The 22,281-nt window shown below is 69.0% G+C and carries 19 protein-coding genes; 12 read left to right on the top strand and 7 right to left on the bottom strand.

Going from position 1 to position 22,281, the window contains the following annotated elements; genetic code table 11:
- Window positions 1-220: 220 nt before the first annotated feature.
- The 5 genes from R5W23_RS32070 to R5W23_RS32050 form a co-directional block, all read right to left on the bottom strand.
- Complete coding sequence (locus R5W23_RS32070; protein ID WP_320689896.1) at window positions 221-1,621, bottom strand: TIGR01777 family oxidoreductase; 1,401 nt, start codon at window positions 1,619-1,621, stop codon at window positions 221-223.
- A gap of 690 nt (window positions 1,622-2,311) precedes the next feature.
- Complete coding sequence (gene tnpA / locus R5W23_RS32065; RefSeq protein ID WP_320689895.1) at window positions 2,312-2,761, bottom strand: IS200/IS605 family transposase; 450 nt, start codon at window positions 2,759-2,761, stop codon at window positions 2,312-2,314.
- 326 nt (window positions 2,762-3,087) lie between these two features.
- Entirely contained in the window at window positions 3,088-4,407 is a 1,320-nt protein-coding gene (locus R5W23_RS32060) for a dihydroorotase (protein ID WP_320689894.1), read from the bottom strand.
- Between the two features lie 45 nt (window positions 4,408-4,452).
- The gene (locus R5W23_RS32055) at window positions 4,453-5,208 is read right to left on the bottom strand and encodes a hypothetical protein (RefSeq protein ID WP_320689893.1); all 756 of its coding nucleotides are present in this window, start codon (window positions 5,206-5,208) and stop codon (window positions 4,453-4,455) included.
- Between the two features lie 70 nt (window positions 5,209-5,278).
- A complete protein-coding gene (locus R5W23_RS32050; protein WP_320689892.1) occupies window positions 5,279-5,734 on the bottom strand; it encodes a hypothetical protein in 456 nt (151 codons plus the stop codon).
- A 193-nt stretch (window positions 5,735-5,927) separates the two neighbouring features.
- Here R5W23_RS32050 and R5W23_RS32045 point away from each other — a divergent pair, with 193 nt between their 5' ends.
- Window positions 5,928-6,824 carry a hypothetical protein gene (locus tag R5W23_RS32045; RefSeq protein ID WP_261185275.1) on the top strand — a complete coding sequence of 299 codons (897 nt, stop codon included), beginning with the start codon at window positions 5,928-5,930 and terminating at the stop codon, window positions 6,822-6,824.
- A 772-nt stretch (window positions 6,825-7,596) separates the two neighbouring features.
- On the opposite strand, the gene R5W23_RS32040 is transcribed toward R5W23_RS32045, so the two are convergent.
- The gene (locus R5W23_RS32040) at window positions 7,597-7,923 is read right to left on the bottom strand and encodes a hypothetical protein (protein WP_320689891.1); all 327 of its coding nucleotides are present in this window, start codon (window positions 7,921-7,923) and stop codon (window positions 7,597-7,599) included.
- Between the two features lie 935 nt (window positions 7,924-8,858).
- Between R5W23_RS32040 and R5W23_RS32035 the strand changes: the two genes are divergently transcribed.
- The 7 genes from R5W23_RS32035 to R5W23_RS32005 all read left to right on the top strand — a co-directional run bounded on the left by R5W23_RS32035 (window position 8,859) and on the right by R5W23_RS32005 (window position 14,086).
- Window positions 8,859-9,620, top strand: coding sequence for a class I SAM-dependent methyltransferase (locus R5W23_RS32035; RefSeq protein WP_261185273.1), 762 nt, complete (start codon window positions 8,859-8,861; stop codon window positions 9,618-9,620).
- A gap of 12 nt (window positions 9,621-9,632) precedes the next feature.
- Entirely contained in the window at window positions 9,633-10,394 is a 762-nt protein-coding gene (locus R5W23_RS32030) for a 2-oxo acid dehydrogenase subunit E2 (protein ID WP_261185271.1), read from the top strand.
- Between the two features lie 248 nt (window positions 10,395-10,642).
- Window positions 10,643-11,074, top strand: a complete 432-nt coding sequence (locus tag R5W23_RS32025; protein ID WP_261185270.1) for a universal stress protein — start codon at window positions 10,643-10,645, stop codon at window positions 11,072-11,074.
- 17 nt (window positions 11,075-11,091) lie between these two features.
- Window positions 11,092-11,985: a DUF1444 family protein gene (locus R5W23_RS32020; RefSeq protein ID WP_261185269.1), complete on the top strand. Its 894-nt coding sequence runs from the start codon at window positions 11,092-11,094 to the stop codon at window positions 11,983-11,985.
- 491 nt (window positions 11,986-12,476) lie between these two features.
- A complete protein-coding gene (locus R5W23_RS32015) occupies window positions 12,477-12,977 on the top strand; it encodes a hypothetical protein (RefSeq protein WP_320689890.1) in 501 nt (166 codons plus the stop codon).
- Between the two features lie 114 nt (window positions 12,978-13,091).
- Window positions 13,092-13,655: a hypothetical protein gene (locus R5W23_RS32010; RefSeq protein ID WP_320689889.1), complete on the top strand. Its 564-nt coding sequence runs from the start codon at window positions 13,092-13,094 to the stop codon at window positions 13,653-13,655.
- A 110-nt stretch (window positions 13,656-13,765) separates the two neighbouring features.
- Window positions 13,766-14,086 carry a hypothetical protein gene (locus R5W23_RS32005; protein WP_320689888.1) on the top strand — a complete coding sequence of 107 codons (321 nt, stop codon included), beginning with the start codon at window positions 13,766-13,768 and terminating at the stop codon, window positions 14,084-14,086.
- 276 nt (window positions 14,087-14,362) lie between these two features.
- On the opposite strand, the gene R5W23_RS32000 is transcribed toward R5W23_RS32005, so the two are convergent.
- Window positions 14,363-18,166 carry a serine/threonine-protein kinase gene (locus R5W23_RS32000; protein WP_320689887.1) on the bottom strand — a complete coding sequence of 1,268 codons (3,804 nt, stop codon included), beginning with the start codon at window positions 18,164-18,166 and terminating at the stop codon, window positions 14,363-14,365.
- A gap of 310 nt (window positions 18,167-18,476) precedes the next feature.
- On the opposite strand from R5W23_RS32000, the gene R5W23_RS31995 reads away from it, so the two are divergent.
- The 4 genes from R5W23_RS31995 (at window position 18,477) to R5W23_RS31980 (ending at window position 22,074) form a co-directional block, all read left to right on the top strand.
- Window positions 18,477-18,950, top strand: a complete 474-nt coding sequence (locus R5W23_RS31995) for a CAP domain-containing protein (RefSeq protein WP_320689886.1) — start codon at window positions 18,477-18,479, stop codon at window positions 18,948-18,950.
- A gap of 29 nt (window positions 18,951-18,979) precedes the next feature.
- Window positions 18,980-19,660: an SDR family oxidoreductase gene (locus R5W23_RS31990; RefSeq protein ID WP_320689885.1), complete on the top strand. Its 681-nt coding sequence runs from the start codon at window positions 18,980-18,982 to the stop codon at window positions 19,658-19,660.
- Window positions 19,661-19,795: 135 nt separating this feature from the next.
- The gene (locus R5W23_RS31985; protein ID WP_320689884.1) at window positions 19,796-20,992 is read left to right on the top strand and encodes a hypothetical protein; all 1,197 of its coding nucleotides are present in this window, start codon (window positions 19,796-19,798) and stop codon (window positions 20,990-20,992) included.
- A gap of 182 nt (window positions 20,993-21,174) precedes the next feature.
- Window positions 21,175-22,074: a transglutaminase family protein gene (locus tag R5W23_RS31980; protein ID WP_320689883.1), complete on the top strand. Its 900-nt coding sequence runs from the start codon at window positions 21,175-21,177 to the stop codon at window positions 22,072-22,074.
- The last annotated feature ends 207 nt before the right edge of the window (window positions 22,075-22,281 follow it).

The following is a 22,281-nucleotide window of genomic DNA, read 5'->3' as shown; positions in this document are numbered from 1 at the left end:
CTAACCGGCGTCGAGCGCCGCGGCGCTGATTCGTTGGTCGTATCCGGCAGATGGCACCGGGCCGTTGGCGGAAGCGCGCGGGGGCGAACCCGCCACGATCAGTGTGGGCATGAGAAGCTCCGAGGTAGTTGAAGGATTCAGGTGCGAGACGTGCGGGCGAGCGGAGATGCGGAAAGTGTCGGTCTGGCCGGCCCGACCGACACCGCATGGTACCGCGGCACTACCTCCCGAGCAAGAACCGCAACGCCGGTTCCAGTTCGGTGTGGCTGAAGGTGAATCCCGTCATCGCGAGCTTCGCGGGGCGGGCCTTCATGCTCGCGAGCAACGCCTCGTCCGCGATCTCGCCGAACAGCGTCCGGAGCGCGAACCGCGGGAGCCACAGGAACGCCGGCCGGTTCAGCACGCGGCCCAGAGCTTTGGTGAACTCCCGGTTGGTTACCGGGTTCGGTCCGACGATGTTCACCGGGCCGCTCACCGACTCGTTCATCAGCGCGTGGTGAATCGCGCCGGCCGTGTCGTTCACGGTGATCCACGGGACGAACTGCCTTCCGCTCCCGAGTACGGCCCCGCCGCCGGCCTTGAACGCCAACAACTGCTTCCCGAGCGCCCCGCCCTTCGGCGAGAGCACCACGCCGATGCGGAGGTTGACGACGCGGATGCCGGCATCGCGCGCCGGCGCGCACGCCTCCTCCCACTTCTTCGCCACCTCGGGAAAGAACCCGGTGCCCGCCGCCGATTCCTCGGTCAGCTCTTCCTCGCCGCGGTCCCCGTAAAATCCCACCGCCGACGCGCACACGAACACCTTCGGACGGCGCTCGGCGGGGAGCGCCACCAGCGACTGCACGAGCGCCCGGGTCGGGCCGTCGCGGCTGTCGACGATCTTTTGTTTCTTGGTGGCCGTCCAGCGCCCCTCTGCCACATTGTCGCCCGCAAGGTGAACCAGCGCGTCTACGCCTTCAAGGGTAGAGGAGGCGAGCGGCGCGTCGGGCTTCCAACTCGCCCATGTAGTGCCGTCGTCGTAGGGCGGGCGGGCGTCGCCGGTGAGCAGCCGAACGACCCGGTGCCCGCCGGTGGTGAGCAGCGGCACGAGTTCCGAGCCGACCAGCCCGCGCGAGCCGGTAACAGCGACCGTGAGGCGCGGTCGGTCGGCGAACTTCGCGTGCCGGGCGAGGTCGCTGGCGGTGATGAAGTGCCGGTAGGCGAACACCTGCGCGAGCCGCCGCTTGACGATGCCGCTCCCGAGTACCCGTCCGGGCCAACCCAAGGGCACGCGGTACTCGATGCGGTCTTCGAGGAACGAGTGATCCGACCCGTTGGGGATGAACTCGTGGTTGTGGTTGAAGGTCGCGAACGGCCCCTCGAGCTGCCGGTCGCGGAACCCAAGTCCCGGGCGGAAGTCGTAGGACTCGGCGAGCCACATGCCGCTAACCGGTCCGACGACGTTGGTGCGCAGGGTGACGCGGAACCCCTCCGTACCGAACGCCCCCTCTTGCGTCACGACCTGGGTGTCCTCCCAGGGCGGCGCGAGCCGCCGGAACGCGAGCGGGCGGGCGTGCCAGGCGTACAGTTCGTCGGCCGATACGGGCATCGGCGAACGCAGGGTGAACACGTCATTGGGCATGAGCGGACCTCAAGTTCGGCGCGGCCGGTTGGTGAACCGCAACAGGCGCGCCGGCCATCACCGGGCACCGGTCCACTTCGTTGCAAGTCGGTCATTCCCGCTCTTTTGTCCCTCACTGTTCCGAGCCGAAGCTTGGATTCGAGCGCGGGAAATATCAACTCGCTCGTAAAAATGCGAATGCAAAGCCAAACATCGCAACGCTTTACGACTTGCCATCTGAATGGTACTGCGTCCAAGTTCCGAGCGTTGAGGCGTGCCATTCGTGGTAGCGACCGCCCAGCGAATTGCCAGCCCGTAACCCGCCCACCGGCAGCGAATGTCCCGTCGGCGCCCCACCAGTGCCCCCATTACTCGCATACGGCGACGCGAAGTGTACTCCGCTACATCCCCGGTGAATTGAGCCGCTCATCGCACAAGCTCCGCCGAAATCATCGGACATTCGGGCTGTCGAAGGGTGTGGTTGCGACCGGTCGCGGCCTCACACCAAGCCGCTTCATGCACCGGATGCTGGTACCGCCGTTGCCGCGACGCGCTGTCCCATTCGGCAGATGGCACCGCGGGCGGCGCGTCACGTGCCTGGGGGTATCGACGCGGACCCACTGCCGCGTTCGCATCGCAGCAGTGGGTCCAGATGTCGCCCGGAAGGCAATTTCGCAAGGCGGACGTTACCCCAGAGTTGTCCCGGCTGTCTCAATCCCACACATATCGTTCGTCCCATTCCTGTTCGTGCCGGGTCAGGAACTCGCGGTACTCGTCCTGGTAGTTCTGCTTGCGGTGGTGCTCCTCCTGGCGTCCGATGTAGGCCCGCACCGCCTCGACGTTCGACTTGCTGACCGCGAACGCCCCGTACCCGCCCTGCCACGCGAACCGCGCCGCGGGGAACGTCGCGTGAACCCACGCGGACGAGTTCGCTTTCAGGTCGCGGACCAGATCCGCGACGCACTCGCACCGGCCGAGCGACACGAGCAGGTGGATGTGATCGGCGATCCCGCCGACCGCAATGAGCGGTGCCTCGGCGACCCGGGCCGCGCCGCCGAGGTAGCTGTAAAGCCGCGGGGCCAGGTCGGGGGTAATGAGCGGTTCGCGGAACTTGGTGCTGAACACGACGTGGACGTGCAGGCACGCGAACGATTGGGGCATGGGCGGCCTCGCAATGATCCCGGGGGTGTCACCCCGGTGTTGGTTATCTCGGGGATGGTGATCCCGGGGTTGTCACCCCGGGCTATGAGCCACCGCCCCTTTGGGGCGAAGAGATGGCCTCGCATCTGGGTTGGTAATCAATTGTCCACATCTGGTCTTCGCCCCAACGGGGCGCGGGATCATTGCCCGGGGTGAAAACCCCGGGCGAAGAGATGGCACCAATCATCCTCGATCTGGGTTGGCAATCAATCGCCCGCATCTGATTTATTTGGTCTTCGCCCCAACGGGGCGCGGGCTCATAGCCCGGGGTGACAACCCCGGGATCCCTACCCCAATCGGCTCATCTTCACCGCGCCGCCGACGATCGTCGCCACCGCGCGGCCGGTCAGCTCGGTCCCGTGGAACGGCGTGTTCAGGCTCTTCGACTTCGACTCCCGCTTGTCGAACGTCCAGCGCACCTTCGGGTCGATCACCGTCACGTCCGCCGGGCGCCCGGGTTGCAGCGTGCCGCGGTCGATCCCGAGCACCGCCGCCGGGTTGCAGGTCATCTTCGCCAGCATCTGCGGCCAGCTCAGGTGCCCGGGCTCGATCAGGTGCGTCACGCACAGCGGCAGGAAGGTTTCCAGCCCCAGGATGCCGTTGGGCGCCTGGTCCAGCTCGCGCTCCTTCTTCTCGGGCGCGTGCGGGGCGTGGTCGGTCGCCAGCACCGTCAGCGAGTCGTCCTTCAGGCCCTCGAGGACCGCCTGCCGGTCGGCCTCGGTGCGCAGCGGCGGCGACATCTTGTAGTTGCTGTCGAACGTGCGCAGGCTCTCGTCGGTCAGGATGAAGTGGTGCGGGCACGCCTCGCCGCTGATCCAGAACGACGGCTTCCCCGCCGCCTTCAGTTGCTCCGCCTTCTTGCGGCCCTGGCGGATGAGGTCCACCCCGCCGGCCGTCGAGACGTGCAGGATGTGGACCTTCCCGCCGGTCAGCTCGGCGAGCACGATGTCGCGGTAGATCATGATGTCCTCGGCCACGCCGGGCATCCCGCGCAGCCCGAGCTGCACGCTCACGAGCCCCTCGTTCATCACGCCGCCCTGCGTGAGCTCGAGGATCTCGGCGTGGACCAGCACCGCCTTATCGAACATCTTGCAGTACTCGAGGGCGCGGCGCATGATCTCCGCCGAGTACACCGGGGCGCCGTCGTCGGTGAACGCGACCGCGCCGCCCTCCACCAGCCCGCCCAACTCGGCCAGCTCCTTCCCCGCGCGCTCCTTGGTCACCGCGCCGATCGGGAACACGTTGCAGAACCCGGCCCGCTGCGCCTGATGGATCACGAACTCCACCGACATGCGCGTGTCGAGCGCCGGTTCGGTGTTCGGCATGCACGCCACCGACGTGACCCCGCCCGCGACCGCCGCCGCCGTGCCGGTGGCGATGGTCTCGTCCTCCTCGCGCCCGGGCTCGCGCAGGTGGACGTGCATGTCGATGAGGCCCGGGGACACGATCCGCCCCGTGCAGTCGAGCGTCTGCACGTCGCCCGAAAGGCCCGCGGGGCGCGGGCCGGTGCCGGCCACTTTGCCGTCGGCGAGCCAGAGGTCGGTCACCTGATCGAAGTCGCGGGACGGGTCGATGACGCGGCCGTTGCGGAGCAGAAGAGCGTTCATTGGGGGAGCCGTGGTTTCGGACCTTGAGGACTCAAATCGTGCGGGTCAGCCCCGCCGGCGGAGCGGGCGCAGCTTGTCGGTGCCGTGTTTGTTCAAAAACCGGAGCCCCTGGCGCAACTCGCCGCGCACACCGGATTTCACGTACCGCGCCCACGCCGGGCTCGGTTCGCCGCGGACCCACGCCAGCAGAGCGAGCGCGTACCCGAACATCGGGCCGGTCATGTACTCGGGTTTCCGAAGCTCGGTCCCGGGCCAGTACGTGTAGTTCCCGTCCCAGTGCCGGGGGACGTTCGCCAGAAAGATGCCCATCCCCTTGAACACGACCGTCAGGTCGGTGAGCAGCTCGTTGTCGAACACCTCGTGCCCGATCCGGTCCTCGCCCAGCAGCCGCTGGTGGGCCAGTTCGTGCGCCAGAGTGCCGACGAGGCTCATGGGGTCGGCGAGCTCGTCCTCGTTGATCCGGATCCGGTCGCCGGCGTACCAACCGGCGGCGCCGGTCGGGAGCGCCTCGCCTGTGTCGTTCACCAGGAACAGCGCGTTCGGCGACGGGCGGAAGAATTCGAGCCGCAACAGCTCCGGGTCCACGCCCATGTAGTCGCACACCCGGGCGAACAGCACCCGGGCGGCCCGGCGCGAGCCGTCGTAGGGGTCGGGAAAGAACGCCGGCGTGGGCAGCACCACGGCGCCGCTGTACAGGTCATCAGGGCCGAACTCGTCCCGCAACCACACCAGCCGGTTCTCAACCCATTCCTTCGCGGCGGGGTCGAGCGGGCACCCGGAACCGAACAACCAGTCGAACACGTGCGCCCTCCCGCGCGGCACAACGCCCGCGGCTCGTGCCGCGGGCGCGTCGTTAGGCCGGGGGCGCGAGTTAGCGGCCGCGGAGCCGGCTGAACAGGCCGCGGCGCGGCTTGGCCGTCTCGGTGGCCGACGCCTGCACCACAACCGGGTCGGCGGTCGCGACGAAGTTTCCGAGGGTGATCTCGCTCGGCGCGGCGGCCGTGTCGGTCTTCGTGTCCGGCTTCGGCATCGGCATCGGGGTCGGCGCCGGGGCGGTGGTCGCCGGAGCCGGGGTGATGACCGTGCCCGGGGGCACGACGGTGGTGCCGGTGACCGGCACGGCGTAGGTCGTGGTGCCGCGGTTGCGGAGCCGGCCGAACAGCCCGCGGCGGGCGGGGGCAGCGGTGGTCACGACCGGGGCGGATTCGACGATCGGGGCGGCGGCGACGGCCGGGGCGGCCGGCGGGGTCGCGGTCGGCTTTTCCTCGGCGACGGTGAAGGGGACGGCCAGAGCGACCAGGGCGCCGGCGAACACGAACCGCTTCATGATGCTTCCTCCTGAAACAACCGACTGCCGGACCGCCCGTCGGCCCGGCGATCGAGTCAGTCAACAGTGTAGCGACCGTAACGGGGCGCGGGAACTACCGCGGGCGGCACGCGGGTTGCGTCTGCCCAGCGCTTACAGGCTCCGGCGCGCCAGCAGGTCGCGTACCGGGGTGCCGCGCCTCCGGAGAAATCACATGAGTTCCGCCGTTCCGGGATACCCACCGGGTACCGTTCCTGTTGCCCCGCACGGGGCGAGTGCTGACGGCACCCCGACGGCCAAACGGGATGAGGAGATCCGTCTGTACGGGCACAGCGACCTGTTCTACTGGTGGCCGGTTTGGGCGGTCGCGTTCCTGATGGCGGGCCTGACGTTTCTCGACGGGCACCTGATGGCCGTGGTACCGCAGGGGACCGAGGTGCGGCAGGTCCAATCTGCGCCCGGCAGCGAGAAGACGCAGGAGGCGCTGGTGGTGCCGGAAAACAAATCCGTGCCGCCCGCCAGCGCGACCAGTGCCGACACGCAGCCGAAGCTGCGCGTGGCCGCAACGAACGCCTACGGTGTGGTGTTCGCGGGGGTGCTGATTCTGGTCATCGCGATCACCAACTTGACCCTGCGCGGCCTGGCATCGGTGATCGTCATCGCGCTGCTGGTCATTACCGGGCTGACGATCGCGCTGCTGGGGTGGTGGGACAAAATTCTCATGTGGCTCGGCGGCGTGGACGTGCGGATGAACGCCGGGGGCTATCTGGCGATTGGCATCCCGGTGTTCGTGATGTGGCTATTCGCGACGTTCATCTACGACCACTACACGTACATCATCGTGGCCCGCGGCCAGATCCGCATCCGGCGCGAGATCGGGGACGGCGAGGTCGCGGTGGACGCCTCGGGCCTGGTTCTGGAGAAGAAGCGCGACGACCTGTTCCGTCACTGGCTGCTGGGGCTGGGCAGCGGCGACCTGCACGTGAAGACCGGCGGGCCGTCGAACCTGGACTTCAACCTGCACAACGTGCTGTTCATCGGCTCAAAGCTGGACCGGGTGCAGAACCTGATTCGCGAGAAGGAAACCTCCCCCCAAGTCGCCGGCGCATAAGACCGCCCGCGACCGTGGCAGCCGTAATTTGTGCGACAAGATTTTAGTGTGTCCCGCTCACGGAGTGGGCGGTACTCCGCGAGCGAAGCGGGCAACCGCGGTTTCGCGTTTGGCGAACTGTGGCCACCGGCTCGTCCGCCGCCGCGACCCGGCGGCAGGTACGAGAAGGCGAACTTCAACGGCCCCTCGTCACCTGGCTTCTCGATCCGCACCCACAACGCCCGGACCCCGGCGCCTTCGCCCGTCTTCCAACCGCGGGCGTGCCACACCCGCACTCAGGCGACGCGCCCGGACAACATCCCCTTGGTTCCGTCGCGCCAACTCACCCGTTGCAAACGCACCCGTTCCGCGATCGTGCCCCGCGCCACCGGTCGCATGTCGTCGAACGGGACGATCCCGTCGGGGGGCGCGGACGTGTGCGCCAGGTGGCCCCGGTACCGCTCGAGAACCGCGCCGTGATCCCACGGGCTCGGGTTGACGAGCTGCTGGGCGCCTGTGTCGAGTCCGTGGAGGACCGCCCCTCGGGAAGCCGGACTCGGTGCGACCCGCCCACGCGGCCGGCTTGGACCGGGGAATGCATCCGCGAACAGACCCGCGTACTCACGAAGCCGGTCGAGGGCGGCAGGTTCGAGACGCGGAGTGTAGGTCATCATGCGACACGAGCGGGCCGAATCCCTTGGGACGATTGGGACCTCTAACGGAGTAGTACCAGCGTGCATCACCGAGACCTTGAAGGCGGGCCGAGGCTGAATCGTTGCCTCCCGTTCGCCCCTCACTTCTTCTTCGCGACGCTTTTCTTGATGGGTAGAGTAGCGGCCGGCGGCTCGAGCGGCGGGCGCTTCGGTTCGTACTCGTACTCCCCGTACTCGGCCGCGTGCTCGCCCCTCTCGGTCAGCCGATACGTCGCGTCGAATGGGGCATCCGCGGAACCGGTGACATAGGTCAGCAGCCCGACCTCCACCAGAGCCGTGAGGAACGAGCCGTCTTTGGTGTGCCAGTTCGGCACCAGTCGTAGGGCGCGGCCGCCGAGTGGCTTCCGGCTCCGTTTGGCGGTACGCAGCACTTGCCACGTGAAATGCGAGATCGAGCGAATGGCCATAACAGTTAGTAGGCTGGTGACAGCGGGCGTGAACCAATAGTGGATTGTGGACGCTAGCGGCTCGCGGGCCGGAAGAATAGGGATAGTCCCGACCGGGCGCTGGCCTTGTGCCGTCGGCAAAATGCTCCTGTCGCAGCGCGATTGCGTCCGTGCCCGCGCGTTTCTCTGTGGGGCGCGGCTCCGGGCTCGCTGCGGTGGTGGGTCGTGCGAGGGAGTGCGGCCCGCAGTGGAGTGCTTTCCTTCGGGCGGTCCGGCGTGCGCCGGAGCTGTCAACACATTCGCAACCAAGTTGTACGGTCCGGCTGGTACTCCCTTGTGCCCGGCCGGTCGGGCAGAGGCCGGCGCCGCACCCGCACTGTGAGGGCTGCGCACCGGCGGGCGCGGTCGCGGGAGCGAAATCCGCAGGGCACTCACGCCTGATCCCATGACAGCGGCCGGTGATCCACACCTGAGCTTCCGGCCTACGCCCCGGTCACCGGGCGAGCGACCGCAGACGACAGCGGCCCGCGAAAAGATCCACGGGCCGTGCCGGTCGGGGTGTCGCCGATCCCCTGCCGATGTATTCTTCGCGTGTCACGTCTTGCACACAAGTTTAGCACGAAGGGGCGTCATCTGATTGCCGCATTTCCTGACCGAACCAGCTCCACGAGGGCACGCCCGGTGCGCAACTCATCAACAGCCACTCGCATTAATTGAAACAATTATCATTAAATCAAATGCAATGATTGGATGCGGGACACTCGATCCGGTGTGGGGAGAGTCCTGACACCAAAATGCGGCCAGGGGCAGCCGACTACCCTTGTGGCCCGTGCGCTCGCAGGGTACGGTCCCCCGTGCCCCGCCAGAGCGAGCGGGCGGGCGGGGCCGCGACCGGTCTGTCGCCCGTGCGGTCGCTGGTGAGATTCCCCTGGTGGATGGTTGCACGAAGGAGCGGTATGCCCGCCGGTGTTCAAAGCTTCTGGCCCGACCCCCGGTGCGCGAAGGCGTTCTGGGGGCAGCACGAGCTACCCCCTTACCGCCAGTTGCTCGCCGACACGATCGACTGGGCCGCTCCCGGCCCCGGCGACCGGTGGCTCGACCTCGGGTGCGGCGGGGGGGCCATCACCCGGACGATCTGGACCCGCACCGGCGGCACCGTCGCGGAGGTCGTTGGCGTGGATTGCGCGGGGGTCAACGCCCACGCTTATGACCGGTTGCAGGCGTCCCTGAGCCCGCCCCCGGGGCCGCGGGTCCGGTTCCTCTGCCACGACTTCAGCCGCGGCCTCGAGCCGTTCGCCGACCGAACGTTCGACCACGTGGCGTCCGGGCTGTCGATCTCCTACGCCGAATCGTTCGACCACGGGGCGTGGACCACCCGGGCCTACGACCGGCTCCTGAGCGAGGTGTTCCGGGTGCTCCGCCCGGGCGGGCGGTTCGTGTTCTCGGTCAACGTGCCGGACCCGTCCTGGGGCCGCGTGGCCCGGGGCTCGGTGCTCGCGGCCCTGCGGTCCGAGCGGCCCCTGCGGCACCTGAAGCGGTGCTGGCGGATGCTCCGGTACGGGCGGTGGCTCAAGCGCGAGGCTCGGGCCGGCCGGTTCCATTACCTTCCCGCCGCCGCCGTGACCGCCAAGCTGGTGGAAGCCGGCTACGCCCAGATCGCCCACCGGCTGAGCTACTGCGACCAGGCGTACATTTTCCGGGCCGTCAAGGCGGCCTAACTGTGAGGGGACATGCGCGGACGGCGTATCGGCCTGTCGGCCCCACGGCGGTTCCTGGTGGACCTGCTCCACCTCGCGTCCCGGGTCCCGGGCGTTCCGGTCGAGCGGCGCATGCACCTGGGCGCCGTCGCCCGGGCGCGGGACGAGGCGGCGCCCCGGCCGGGGTGGCCCGCGGTGTTCCTCAAGGCGTTCGCGCGGGTCGCCGCGGACGTGCCGGAGCTGCGGAGGGCGTACGTGTGCCTGCCCTGGCCGCACCTGTACGAGTACCCCACGAGCGTGGCGTCGGTGGCCGTGGAGCGGGAGTACCGGGGCGAGCGGGCCGTGTTCTTCGGCCGCGTGGACGGCCCGGCCGAGCGCCCGCTGGTCGAGACGGACGCGCGCGTGCGGGTCCTGCGGGAGGCCCCCGTGGAAGAGGTCAAGTGCTTCCGCAAGTTGCTCCGCGTGGCCCGGCTCCCGCGCCCGCTGCGGCGGTGCCTCCTGTGGCTGGGACTGAACCTGCCCCGATCCCGGCCCGCCCAGTTCGGCACCTTCGGGCTGAGCTCCTACGCCTCGCTGGGCGCGGAATCGCTGCACCCGATCTCCCCGCTGACCGCCACCCTGACGTACGGCGTCATCCAGGCGAGCGGCTCGGTGACCGTGCGGGTGGTGTACGACCACCGTGCGTTGGACGGTGCGACCGCGGCCCGGGTGCTCGCGCGATTAGAGGCCGAACTGATCGGGCCGATCTGCACCGAACTGCGCGCCCTGGCGGCTCCGCAACCGGCCGGAGTGTGACGCTGGCGCTGCTGGCGTGAGGCGCCGAGCCCGGCGGACGTGCGCCGGCCGCAACGGCAACGGCTGTTTCGTGCGGTCGCACACGGCCCGCACCGTCCGGCGCCCGCGGCGGAATCGCCGTGGATCGCCCTCGTGCCACGCCCGCCCGGGGCACCACTTCTCGCGGGCCTCCTTCCTTCGGTCGGTTCCGTTGGTACGATAGGAGCGGCGGCCGGCGCCCGGCCCCGACCGCCCCGGGAGGCCTCTCCATGATCCGCGTGGCCCGCGTCCTGTACCCGACCGACTTTTCGAGTTACTCGAACTTGGCCTATTTTCATGCCGTCGCGCTGGCCGAGGCGCACGGCGCGACCCTGGCCGCGGTTCACGTTTACGCCCCCGGGACCGGCCTCACCCGCGAGCAGGCCAAGGGGCTGCTCGAGCAGGTGCGCCCGGCGAACCCGAAGATTTCGGTCAGCCACGTGCTGCTGGAGGGCGACCCGGCCGCGGAGATCGCCCGCTACGCCGCGGACGCCGGGATCGACCTGATCGTGATCGGCACCCACGGCCGCACGGGCGTCGAGCGGCCCGTGATGGGCAGCGTGGCCGAGCGCGTGATGCGCGAGTCCGCGTGCTCGGTGCTCGTGGTGAAACTGCCGAAGGGGGCGGTCGGCGCGGAGCCGGCGGCCGAAGTCCGCGCCTGACCACCGGAGACCTGTACGTGTCCGCTGCCGATCTGCCCGACGACGAGCCGGCCCCGCAGTTCCCCGCGGCGTTCCGATCCGCGGTCGCGGGCCGGCTCGCGGCCGGCGGGTACGCGGTCGCGACCTGGGAGCCGGGCGGGGTGAACGTGCGCCCGCCGGGGGGCGGCGACGAGCAGTACATCGGGCTGGCGAACCTGTACCGCCGCGCGAAGGCCGCCGACGCGGCCGAGTGGCCCGAACTGATCGACGGGTTCCTCGACCGGCTCGCCCGGGCCGTCGCCGCGCCCGACATACCGCACGACCTCATGACCGTCGCGGACCGGCTGCGCCCGCGGCTCGGGCGGCCGTTCGACAAGCGCGCGGCCCACCCGTGGGGCATCCCGCTCCCGGGCACCGGGCTGGAAATCACCCTGGTGGTGGACTTCCCGCACACGATGGCGTTCGTCACCGACGAGATGCTGAAGCGCTCGCGCAAGCGGGGCGAGGATCTGCTCGACGTCGCGGTCGAGAACTTGCGGAACGCGACCCCGGCGGACTTCTTCGACCGCGCCTCGCCGGACCACGACATCTACCTGGGGCACACCGGCGACAGCTACGACGCGGCCCGCGCGCTGCTCGTGGAGGAGCTCATGCCGGACTCCCCGGCGGGGTTCTGGGTGGCCGTCCCGAGCCGGGACGAACTCGCGGTGTGGCCGGTGTCGTTCCCGGCGATCAAGGACGTTCACGGCCTGCACCTGTTCGCGGTGGAGAACTTCCGCGAGCACGCGTACCCCATCACCGATGACGTGTTCTGGGTGTGGCACGGGGTGTGGCACCCGTTCATCACGCTGAAGGACGGCGACTCGGTGATCGACCCGCCGGAGCTGTTCGTCGAGGCGCTCCAGGCGCTCGAAGGGCCGAAGCCCCAGTGACGCGCGGGCCGGCCCGTACGCTCACGCTCATGCCGGCAGTTTTTTCGAGGCCGGCAAACGTGACTGGATCGGACGCGGTTGACCAGATAGGCGTTGGGTCATCCCAAGAGGCTGGCCCATGAAGAAGCCGACCGTGACTCGTGACCTGACGCCTGCGCGAAGCGACTGTACGGTACGCGCTGCGGGCGGCCATGTGGACCGAGCACGCCGACCACCGGACCCTGCACACTCTCGTCGGTAGCGCACGCCTGACGCTCACGATGCGCCGGTGCCGCACTACCTGTAAGTCGTGTCCAGGATGCGGAACGTGTGCGCCCGGGGCACCCGGCGGCATCCGCACGCCACGCTCTTGTACCGACCCAGATCGATCGCCACAATGGTGCCCGACGACAGCGCAAGCCTTTGAGGTCCCAAGGGCGCCTCGCTCTCACCGTAGCACACGCGGCTTGCATGGATTCTTTCGGCAACCCCAAGCCGCATGAGGGCGCACGGTGGCAGATCCGAGCCGCAAGTGGTTGGAGCAGGTCTGGGCGGCCGGTGCTGCGGGCAAGCGGCCCGACTGGGCGGACCTTGAGTGGTACGCTGTCGACGACTTCGGCCGCGTCGGGACGCTCACCACCGCCGGTCCGGGGCCGGTCCCACGGGCGGTCTTCCGCGACCTCGACTCGCACCTGATGCTGTCGGCCCTGCTGGCGGACCTGCCGCGGCGGAGCAAGCCCAAGCCGGAGCTGTTCCTATACCCCGGCCGGGTAGTGATGAGCTGGCGCCGGGCGGCCGAGCGCGGGCTGTACGCCTACGACTACGTGTACGGCGGCAAGGAGGCCGACGGTTACCGCTTGGTGGCGCGCCCCGCCGTGCCGTTGTCGCTGGACGTTCTGCCGGAGTGGGCACGGGAGTATTTGGCAGGCTTCCGCCTGCGGGGTGAGTCGTTCCCAGAGTCAGCGGGGCGCGTGCTGGAAGTGTCGCGAGTCCGGGGTGGGTTAGTGTCGTAGCGCCGAACCCGGCGATGCAGCAGACGGCGGGGGCAGATAGGCTTTCTGGGGTTCGTAGCTCACTCAGCCCCCGCCGCTGCTGAGCTCTTTGTTCGGCAACAGAGGACGTAGCCCATGAAATTTGTTCGCCCCCTGCTGGCGGCCGCGGCGTGCGCGATGTTCGGCTGCGCGGCTGAAGACAAGCCGGAAGTCACCCCCGTCAGCCCCCGCAAATCGGACACCCTTGACCCCGACGATATCGGGATCGGTAGGTACGTGTTCGAGGCCAAAGTGCCGGCCGGAAAGGTCATGGTGCTCCGTCGCACCGCAGAGCGGAATGGCCGCAAGGGTGGGGCGGTGCTGGAGACGATCGAGCACACGAACGGTGGCCAAGCGCGGCAGGTGGTGCTCGTGTACGACCGGTCCGCGTTCCCCTTCGCCGACGGGGCAAGGGACGAGGTTCGGGTTCGTGGTCAGGGAGGCGAGGCCATCTACTCCGACCGGCGCTGCACCGGCAAATCGATCCGCCCAGGCCGGCTGGAGTTGGAAATCACCGGCGACGGGAGGAAGGACACCGTCCGGTTGACCTACGACTGCTTCGTCGAAGACTACGCGACGACGAAGAAGCGCGTCCCCGAGTTGCCGGTGGCCTCGCCCGGCGAAACGTGGAGCTACAACATGACCTTCGGGGGTAAGTAGCCCGCCGAACCCGGCGCTGCACCGGACACCGCCACGTAGTCTGAGTTGCGTTGCTCCCAGGAGAGGGCCGTGCCGGCGAGCTGTTTGGTCGGCGAAGAGGAGGTGTGCGTATGAGTGAGGGCTTTGGGGACCTGCCCAAGTTCCCCGGGGACCTGTCGGACCGTTTGCCCCCACGGTTATCGGAGCCCCCGGACCGGTGGTCGGACCGGCTCCGCCACGCTTGGCTCGTGTACCTGCTCCTGGCGATTCTGGGTCCGATGTGGGTGGCCGCCCTCGTGCTCACGTTCGTGTACCTCGGCGAACCGCTCGGATTTCTGTCGCTAACGGTGGTGATGTTCCCGGTGGGTCTGTACCTGCGGGTTGTCACCTGGCGGACGCTCAGTGGGCGGGACCCGGATACGGGTAAGCGGATCGGCCGGCCGGAGCAGTAACCGACACCGTCGGTAAGGCGCGGCATCCGCCGCGAGGTGCGGTCGCGCACCTCGACTACCGATGGCGTGATACCGCTTCTGTGGGTAACCGCGGGCGCTGACCCCGCGCAACGCCTGTATCCGGTTCCGCGGTACACGCCGGCGGCCCCTGGCTGCTGCCAAGCTGATCTTGCTAGACGAGGGTTTGGCGCAAACAGCAAATGCCGATCCGTTGTTCATCGTTGTGTCGGAACCCTGTAATTCCAGGCCGCCAACTTGAAACGACTGGATTCGGCATCACTCCGGCTTCAGCTCTTCGGGCAGGGCGGGCAGCACCTTCGGGTCGGCTCCGCCCGCCAACTTGTCGGCGGGGTCGGGGAACGCCACGGACTCCACCGCCAAGTCGGCGGGGCGGACCGCGGACAGGTCCTTCAGCCCGGCCGGTGCCGCCGCGAACTTCACCTTGCCCAACCGAACGCCGCGGGCCGACAGGGGCTCACCAACGTTGTTGGCCCAGTCGTTCCAGCCCCACTCCTTCACACTGCCGTCGCCGCCGGCGCGGACCTGCGCCACCACCGCCGCCGCGTCGAAGTTGGCGTAGCGGTTCGGCTTCCCGGGCACCCGCCACGCCAGTACCGATTTCCAGTCCGTCGGCTCGACGCCCTCGATCTCGACGAGCGGCCGGCCCGCCCCCGGCACGTCCACGAACAGGCAGTCGTCGGTCTCCACCTCGAGCTTCGTGAGGCTCGAACTCCGCATCAGATCGGTCGATTTCCCGCCGCGCAGCTCGACCACCGGCCCGCCCGTCAGAGCCGTGACCCGGGTCAGCCGCGCGCTGCTGGTGCCGGTCCCGCCTTCGCCGCCTGCCTGGACGAGCACCACCGGCCCGTCCAGGGCCGTGAGGGTATCGGTCACCTCCAGGGCGAGCGGCCGGCTCACCTCGACCCACACGGCCCGGCCGCGCCCGCGGACCACGCAGCGCTCGAACACAATCTTGGGCACCGCCCGCGCCGTTCCGGTCATCTTCATCACTTTTTCGGGGTCCGGCAGGAGGACCGCGGCGGCTCTCGAGTCGTCCTCTTCGGCGAGCGTGAACGCGCACCGGCGGAAGGTGCATCCCTTTCCGCCGATCACCGCCACCGCGGCTACCGTCTGCCCCTCCTTCGGTGTGAGCCGGAACGTCAGGTCCTCGAACGTCACCTCGCCGGACTTTAGCTTGAAGAGGCTCTGGTCGCGGTCCATGTCGCCCTGGATCACGAGCACCGGCGCGAACCCCTTCTTGGGGCGGAACGTGACCCGCAGTTCGCCCCCGTTCGACTTGGCCGCTGTCTTGAGCTCCTCATTGTCGACCCGCAGGTCGCCGGTGTGATGGATGAGGACGACGTCGTCCGGCCGGGCCACGCGCAGCAGCGCCCGCAGGTCGCTGAACTCGCCGGGCCGCAGGTCCTCGGGTTTCGCGTCCGGGTGCCACACCTTTTCGGTCACCTCGGCCGCGGACAGCGGGCGCGCCGGCGGCCAGATCTTGAGGTCCGGGTACGCGCGGTGCCGCCACGCGAGCAGGTCGTGCCGTTCGGCGTCGTTGAACGCCGCCCCGCGCGGCTCCGGGCGCCGCTTGTCGCTGGTGAACAGCGCCGGTTCGGTGCCGAAGCCGAGCCGGAACGCCGACCACGGGCTCGGGCCGGCCGCCAGCGCCGCGGGGTCCGGGTTCGCTTTGTCCCACGGGCGCTCGCGCAGCTCGACCTTCCCCTTGTCCTCGACCGACAGCCCCGTAACCCCGCGGCACTCGTCGAACGTGAGCGCCCGGTCCGCCCCGCGCACCGGGTTCACGGCGTAGAACGCGCTGGCCCGCCCGGCGGGCAGCACCAGTTGCACGCCCCGGAACGTCACCCCGCGCACCCGGATCACGGCCCCGCGCGCCGGTTGGTCCTCGAACACGCTCGTCGGTAAAAGGGACGGCCCGTACACCGGGGCGAACACGCAGTCCTCGGCCCGGACCGTCAGGTCGCCGGCCGCCTCCGCCGCCGCGCCGCCGGAGTTGAGCATGAACGAGCACCGGTCGAACTGGGCCTCCGACCGCCCGCCCGCTTCGCCCGGGGCGTCGAACTGCACCACCGCGGTGTGCGGCGCGAACCCGCAGTCGGCGGCGGCGGCGGTCGAACCGGCCGGGAGCGTGAGGGCGACCGCGCCGGGGCCGAACAGGCACCGGGCGAGGGACACGCGGGGCACGCGGCCGTCGGTGCTCCGGGTCACGCTCACCGCACTCGCGCCGCCCGCCTGTCCCGGGAACGACTCGTCGGGGGCGCCGGGCGCGGACCGGAACACGCACTCGGTCAGCTCGACGCGCTCGGCGTCTTCGAGCCGCAGCCCGGTCCACGCCCCGCGCTCGCTCTCGGCGGGCCACTCGCGTGTCGGCGCGGTGCAGACGACCCACACCCCCCGCACGGCGACCGTTTGCGCCTTGATCGAGAGCGCGCCGGGCGGGAGCACCAACCGGGAGCCGCGCCCCTGTCCGTCGGGCGTCCCGACCAGCTTGAGGCTCGCCCCCTGGAACGCGATCGGCTGGGTCAGCTTCGACAGGTCGAAGCTGACCGGCGCGAGGGTCACCTCGTTCGTGGATGGGTCCGCGAGCCGCTTCGCCAGCTCATCGACCGTGCGCACCACGCCGCCGGCCTCCGCGGCCGGCGCGAGCACCGGCCCGCCCTTGGTCCCGGCGACCGGTTCCGGCGCCTTTGCGGCGCTCTCCGGGGGGGGCTGGATGCCCGGGGCGCGCCCGGGGTCGGCGGTGGACACCACGAACGCCACGACGGCCGCCGCCACCGCTACGACCGCCAGCACCCACCACGGGCGGATCGTCGGCACCTCGGGCAGCACCTGCTTGTCCGCCGGCACCGCCTGCGCCGCGGGATCGTTGGCGACCGCGTCCGCGATGTTCAGTTGTTCGGCCAACCCCTTCAAATGGGCGATCAGCTCGGTCGGGGTCTGGTACCGCGCGTTCGGGTCCTTCATGACCATGCGGGCCAGCACGGCGGCGAGTTCATCAGGGATCCCGGGGTTCAGCTCGCGCGGGTCGAGGAAGTCGTCCTCCTGGTGCGCCCGAAGCTTCCGCGCCGCGGTGCCCTCGGGGACCGGCGGGCGCCCGGTGAGCGCGTGGTAGAAGGTGCAGCCCAGCGAGTAGATGTCGGACCGCACGTCCGCCCGGCGCGGGTCCAGTGCCTGCTCCGGCGAGATGTAGTCGAACGTGCCGAGCGTCACCCCGGACTGCGTCACGCCCCCGTTGCTCAGCTCGGACCCGAGGTACCGGGCCAGCCCCATGTCCACGATCTTCGCGCGGCCGTCCGGGGTGATGAGGATGTTCGACGGCTTGATGTCGCGGTGGACCACGCCGCGCTCGGCGGCGTGGTTCAGCCCGGCCGCGACCTGGATCATGTACCGGACGCACTCGGCCTTCGGGAGCCGCCCGCGGCGGTCGATGAGCACCCGCAGGTTCTCGCCCTCGACGAACTCGAACGCGATGAAGTGCAGCCCCTGGTCCTCGCCGCAGAAGTAGACCCGGGCGATGTTCTCGTGGTCGAGCTTGGCGGCCGAGCGCGCCTCCTGCTTGAACCGGGTCACGCTCTCGGGGTCGCGGGCGGCCTCCGGGGGCAGGATCTTCAGCGCGACGACGCGCCCGAGCTCGAGGTCGCGGGCCTTCAGCACCGCGGCCATGCCGCCCGCGCCGATGGCCTCGATCAGCTCGAAGTGCCCGAGCCGCCGGCCGGCGACGGACGGCGGCTCGCTGCCGGCCGGCGGCAGCGGGGCGGGCGGCGGCGTGAGCGGCCCCTTGTCCCCGTTCTTGGTGATGATGGTGGGGGCGTCGTCGGTGTTGGCGGCCACCCCCTGCGGCTGCGTGAGGAACTTCGCGATGTCGGACCCGGCGGCCCGCGCCCGGACCGAGCTGCCGTTCAGGATCAGGTCGGACAGCGAGTTGTTCGGCTGGTGCGCGGACGTGGACCCGCCGCTCAGCGGCGGCGCCTCGGCGCCCGGCGCCCCGGCCGACGGCGGGACCGGCGCGGCGTGGTTCGCCGCGGACGGACGGCCGGTCGGGTCGGTCGGCGTTCCCATTTCGGTTCGCACCCCGTGCGGGCGGCGCCCGCGAGTTCTGTCGGCCGCCTCAAAGAAAGGGCATCGGCGGCACGTAAAACGCTCCCCGTTGTGGGGAGCCGGCATCCTGCGCCGCGCACGAGAACGGGCGTCCGGCCCGCGCGTAAAGACGCGATCACTGATTAGTTGACGTCACTATAGCTCACGGCCGCCCGCGGTGTCAATTCGCACAATTCGCGGGAACCGGGTGAGACAGCAAAGGGCTCCGCGCATTGTGCCACCGCGACGCGGCGATCGCAATGCCATTGCCTGCTCAAAATCGGAGCAAACCATGAGCCGGTTCACCGCTCTTCTGCTCGCCTCGGCGACAGCACTCGTGATGGCCGCCGACGAGAAAAAAGATGACCCCGGGGCGCCGAAACTTACCGAGGCGGAGTCTGCCCTCGTCGAGAAGACAAACGCTGAACGCCGAAAGGCGGACCGGAACCCGCTGAAGCCGAACGCGAAGCTGATGGACGCGGCCCGGAACCACGCCGCCGACATGGCGGCTCAGGACAAGCTCGAACACGTTTTGGATGAGAAAACCCCGGCAGATCGTGTGGCGGCGGCGGGCTACAAGCCGCAACTCGTGGGCGAGAACATCGCGTGGAACGCCAAGGACGCAGCCGGAGTTGTCGCCGAGTGGATGGACTCGCCCACACACCGCGACAACATTTTGCGCGCCGAGTACACCGAGATCGGGGTCGCGGTGGCGAAGAACAAACGGGGCGAGCCGTACTGGGTGCAGGTGTTCGGCAAGCCGTGAGAGCCGCCATTGTTTATGGGGAGAGGTGCGTGTCCAAAACGATTGTCATCACCGGGGCGACGCGGGGGCTAGGGCGGGCGCTGGTGGCCGCGTTCGCCGCCAGCGGGCACACGGTTGTCGGGTGCGGGCGCAGCGACGGCCACGTCCGCGCGCTCCGCACCGACTACCCCGGCCCGCATTCATTTACGCAGGTGGACGTGACCGACGCGAACGCGGTGCTCAACTGGAGCGCGGTCGTGTTGGAGCGGTACGGGCCGCCGGACCTGCTCGTCAACAACGCGGCGCTGATGAACACCCCGGCCCCGCTGTGGGAGGTGCCGCCCGACGAGTTCCGCGCCCTGCTCGCCGTGAACATCGAAGGGGTATTCAACGTGATCCGCGCGTTCGTGCCGGCAATGGTCGGGCGCGCGTCGGGCGTGATCGTGAACCTCTCGAGCGGGTGGGGGCGGAGCACGTCGCCGGAGGTGGCGCCGTACTGTGCCACGAAGTACGCGATCGAGGGGCTGACGCTCGCGCTCGCGCAGGAACTGCCCAAGGGGATGGCCGCGGTCCCGCTGAACCCCGGGGTCATCGACACCGACATGCTGCGCCACGCGTGGGCGAGCGGCGCGGCCAGCTACCCCAAACCGGACGTGTGGGCGAAACGGGCCGCCCCGTTCCTGCTGAACCTCGGGCCGAAGGACAACGGCCGCTCGTTGAGCGTGAACTGAGGAAGGCAGGATTAGCCACAAAAAAGCACAAAGGAAAACCAGAGCAGAAGAGTTGAATTCGCTCTCGCGCTCTGGTCTTCTTCTTGTGCCTCTTATGCTTTTTTTGTGGCCATCCCTGCCTCTTGGTTCCTCGTCATGCCTCCCAAGAAAGTCGCGGCGGTCGTCACCGAGTACCGCAAGTGGTCGCACGCGGACGTGATCCTCCGCAACCTCCTTAGCGGCTACCCGGACGGCTCCCGGCCGAACATGCAGCTCGTCTCGCTCGTCACCGACCAGGTGCCGAAGAACGACATGAGCCGTGACCTCGCCAAGAAGTACGGGTTCAAGATCTGTGACACGGTGGCCGACGCGCTCACCCTCGGCGGGAAGGGGCTGGCGGTCGAGGGCGTGCTGTCGATCGGCGAACACGGCCAGTACCCCACGAACGAGAAGAGGCAGCTCCTGTACCCGCGGCGGCGGTTCTTCGAGTCGATTTGCGACGTGTTCGAGAAAACGAAGTCGTCGGTTCCGGTGTTCAACGACAAACACCTCGCGGCCACGTGGGCCGATGCGAAGTGGATGTACGACCGCGCGCGCAAGCTGTACGTCCCGTTCCTGGCGGGCTCGTCGATCCCGGTCACCTGGCGCAAGCCGCACGTGGTGCTCCCGAAGGGGTGCGAGCTGGTCGGCGCGGTGCAGATCGGGTACGGGCCGTTCGAAGCCTACGGGTTCCACGCGCTCGAAGGGCTCCAGTGCATGGTCGAGCGCCGGAAACTGGCGAGCGGTGGGCGTGAGCCCCCCGAGCAGGGCGTGACGGCGGTGACGTGCCACACCGGGAAGGCGATGTGGGAGGCGCTCGACGCCCACGCCTGGACGAAGCCGCTCCTCGAAGCCGGGCTGAAACGGGCGACCGCGCACGCCCCGGGCGATATGCGCGCCCTCACCGCAAAGGCCGCCGACGCCGGCACGTTTGAAATCGAGTACCGCGACGGGTTCCGGGCGTTCGTGGTGCTGCCGAACGGCTGGGTTCACGAGAACGAGGGCTCGCCGTTCATCTTCGCCGGCCAGCGGAAGGGAGCGGACAACCCGGACGTGTGCCAGTTCTACCTCCAGCAACCCGACCCGTTCGCACACTTTGCGGAACTCACGCGGGCCATCGATTCGCTCGTCGGCACGGGCCACGCCCCCTATCCGGTGGAGCGCACACTGCTCACGACCGGCGTCCTCGACGCCGCGATGACGAGCCGGCACGAGAAGGGTAAGCGAATCGCAACTCCTCACCTCGCAATCGCTTACGCGCCGACCGAGTGGGGGCCGGCGAAGGGCGAAATCCCGAAAGCTGTGAAGCCGTAAATGCCGCAAACATCTGGGGCGCGAGCGCGGCCCGCCTAAGGTATGCGCTATCAAACGGACGGGGCCGAGAGCCGAGGCCGCGGATACCAAAGGTGAAGACGCACCGAGTAACAAACGAGCTAGACGGCCAGAGCGGTCGGCCCAGCGCCCCAGGGGCGACTTGCAGGGATACCGGACCCGATATGATTCGCTACACGATCACACACGTCACCACCTACGACTACACCGAGCCCGTGTCGCTCTGTCAGAACGTGGCACACCTGTCGGCGCGCGACAGCACGCGGCAGCGCGCGGAACAGCCGGTGCTGTCGATCACCCCGGAACCGGCGGTGATCGAGGAACGGGTGGACTTCTTCGGCAACCCGGTTCATTACTTTACGATCCAGGAACCGCACCGCGAGTTGACCGTCCGTGCCGAGCACATCATCAGCGTGTCGGTTGAACCGCCGCCGGACCCCGCAACGACTCCGGCGTGGGAGTCGGTTCGCGACCAACTCAACTGGAACCGGGGCGCGGCGTGGATCGACGCCTACCAGTTCGTTTTCGACTCGCGGTACGTCGCGGCCGACGCGCGGTACGCGCGGTACGCCGCCGAATCGTTCACCCCGAACCGCCCGGTGCTCGAGGCCGCCCTGGAACTGATGGCACGGGTCCACAAGGAGTTCGTGTACGATCCGCGCGCGACGACGCTCGCGACGCCGGTCGCGGAGGTGTTCGAGAAGCGACGCGGGGTGTGTCAGGACTTCGCCCATCTGCTGCTCGCATGTTTGCGGTCGCTCGGGCTCGCGGCCCGATACGTGAGCGGGTACCTTTCGACCCTCCCGCCGCCCGGCAAATCTCGGCTCGTCGGTGCCGATGCCAGCCACGCCTGGGCCAGCGTGTTTTGTGGCGACATCGGGTGGATCGACCTCGATCCGACGAACGATCAGATCCCGGGCGAGCGTCACGTCTTGCTCGCATGGGGACGCGACTACGACGACGTGAGCCCGCTGAAAGGTGTCATTCTGGGGGGAGGGCAGCACGTTGTGAAAGTGTCCGTGGACGTTTGCCCGGATCCGCCCGAACTCGGTGTCGTGGGCTAAAGGCTACCGGTCAGAAGTCGTCAGGCCAGCAAGTCATAAAGTCACAAGACTTTGCCCCATGCCGAATTTGTGACTTTGCGACTTTCGACGCGCGGACTTGTGACCGGAAGTCCCAAAGTGTCCTGCCGTCGCCACAAAAAGTGTGAAACCCTTTCAGGGCAATGTGTTAGCGCCACGTGGGGCGGTCGGCGTAGTTGACGTTAGGGC

The organism is Gemmata algarum, from assembly GCF_034097035.1.
GTDB classification, from domain to species: Bacteria; Planctomycetota; Planctomycetia; order Gemmatales; family Gemmataceae; genus Gemmata; species Gemmata algarum.
This window is presented reverse-complemented; position numbering and strand designations above follow the sequence as displayed.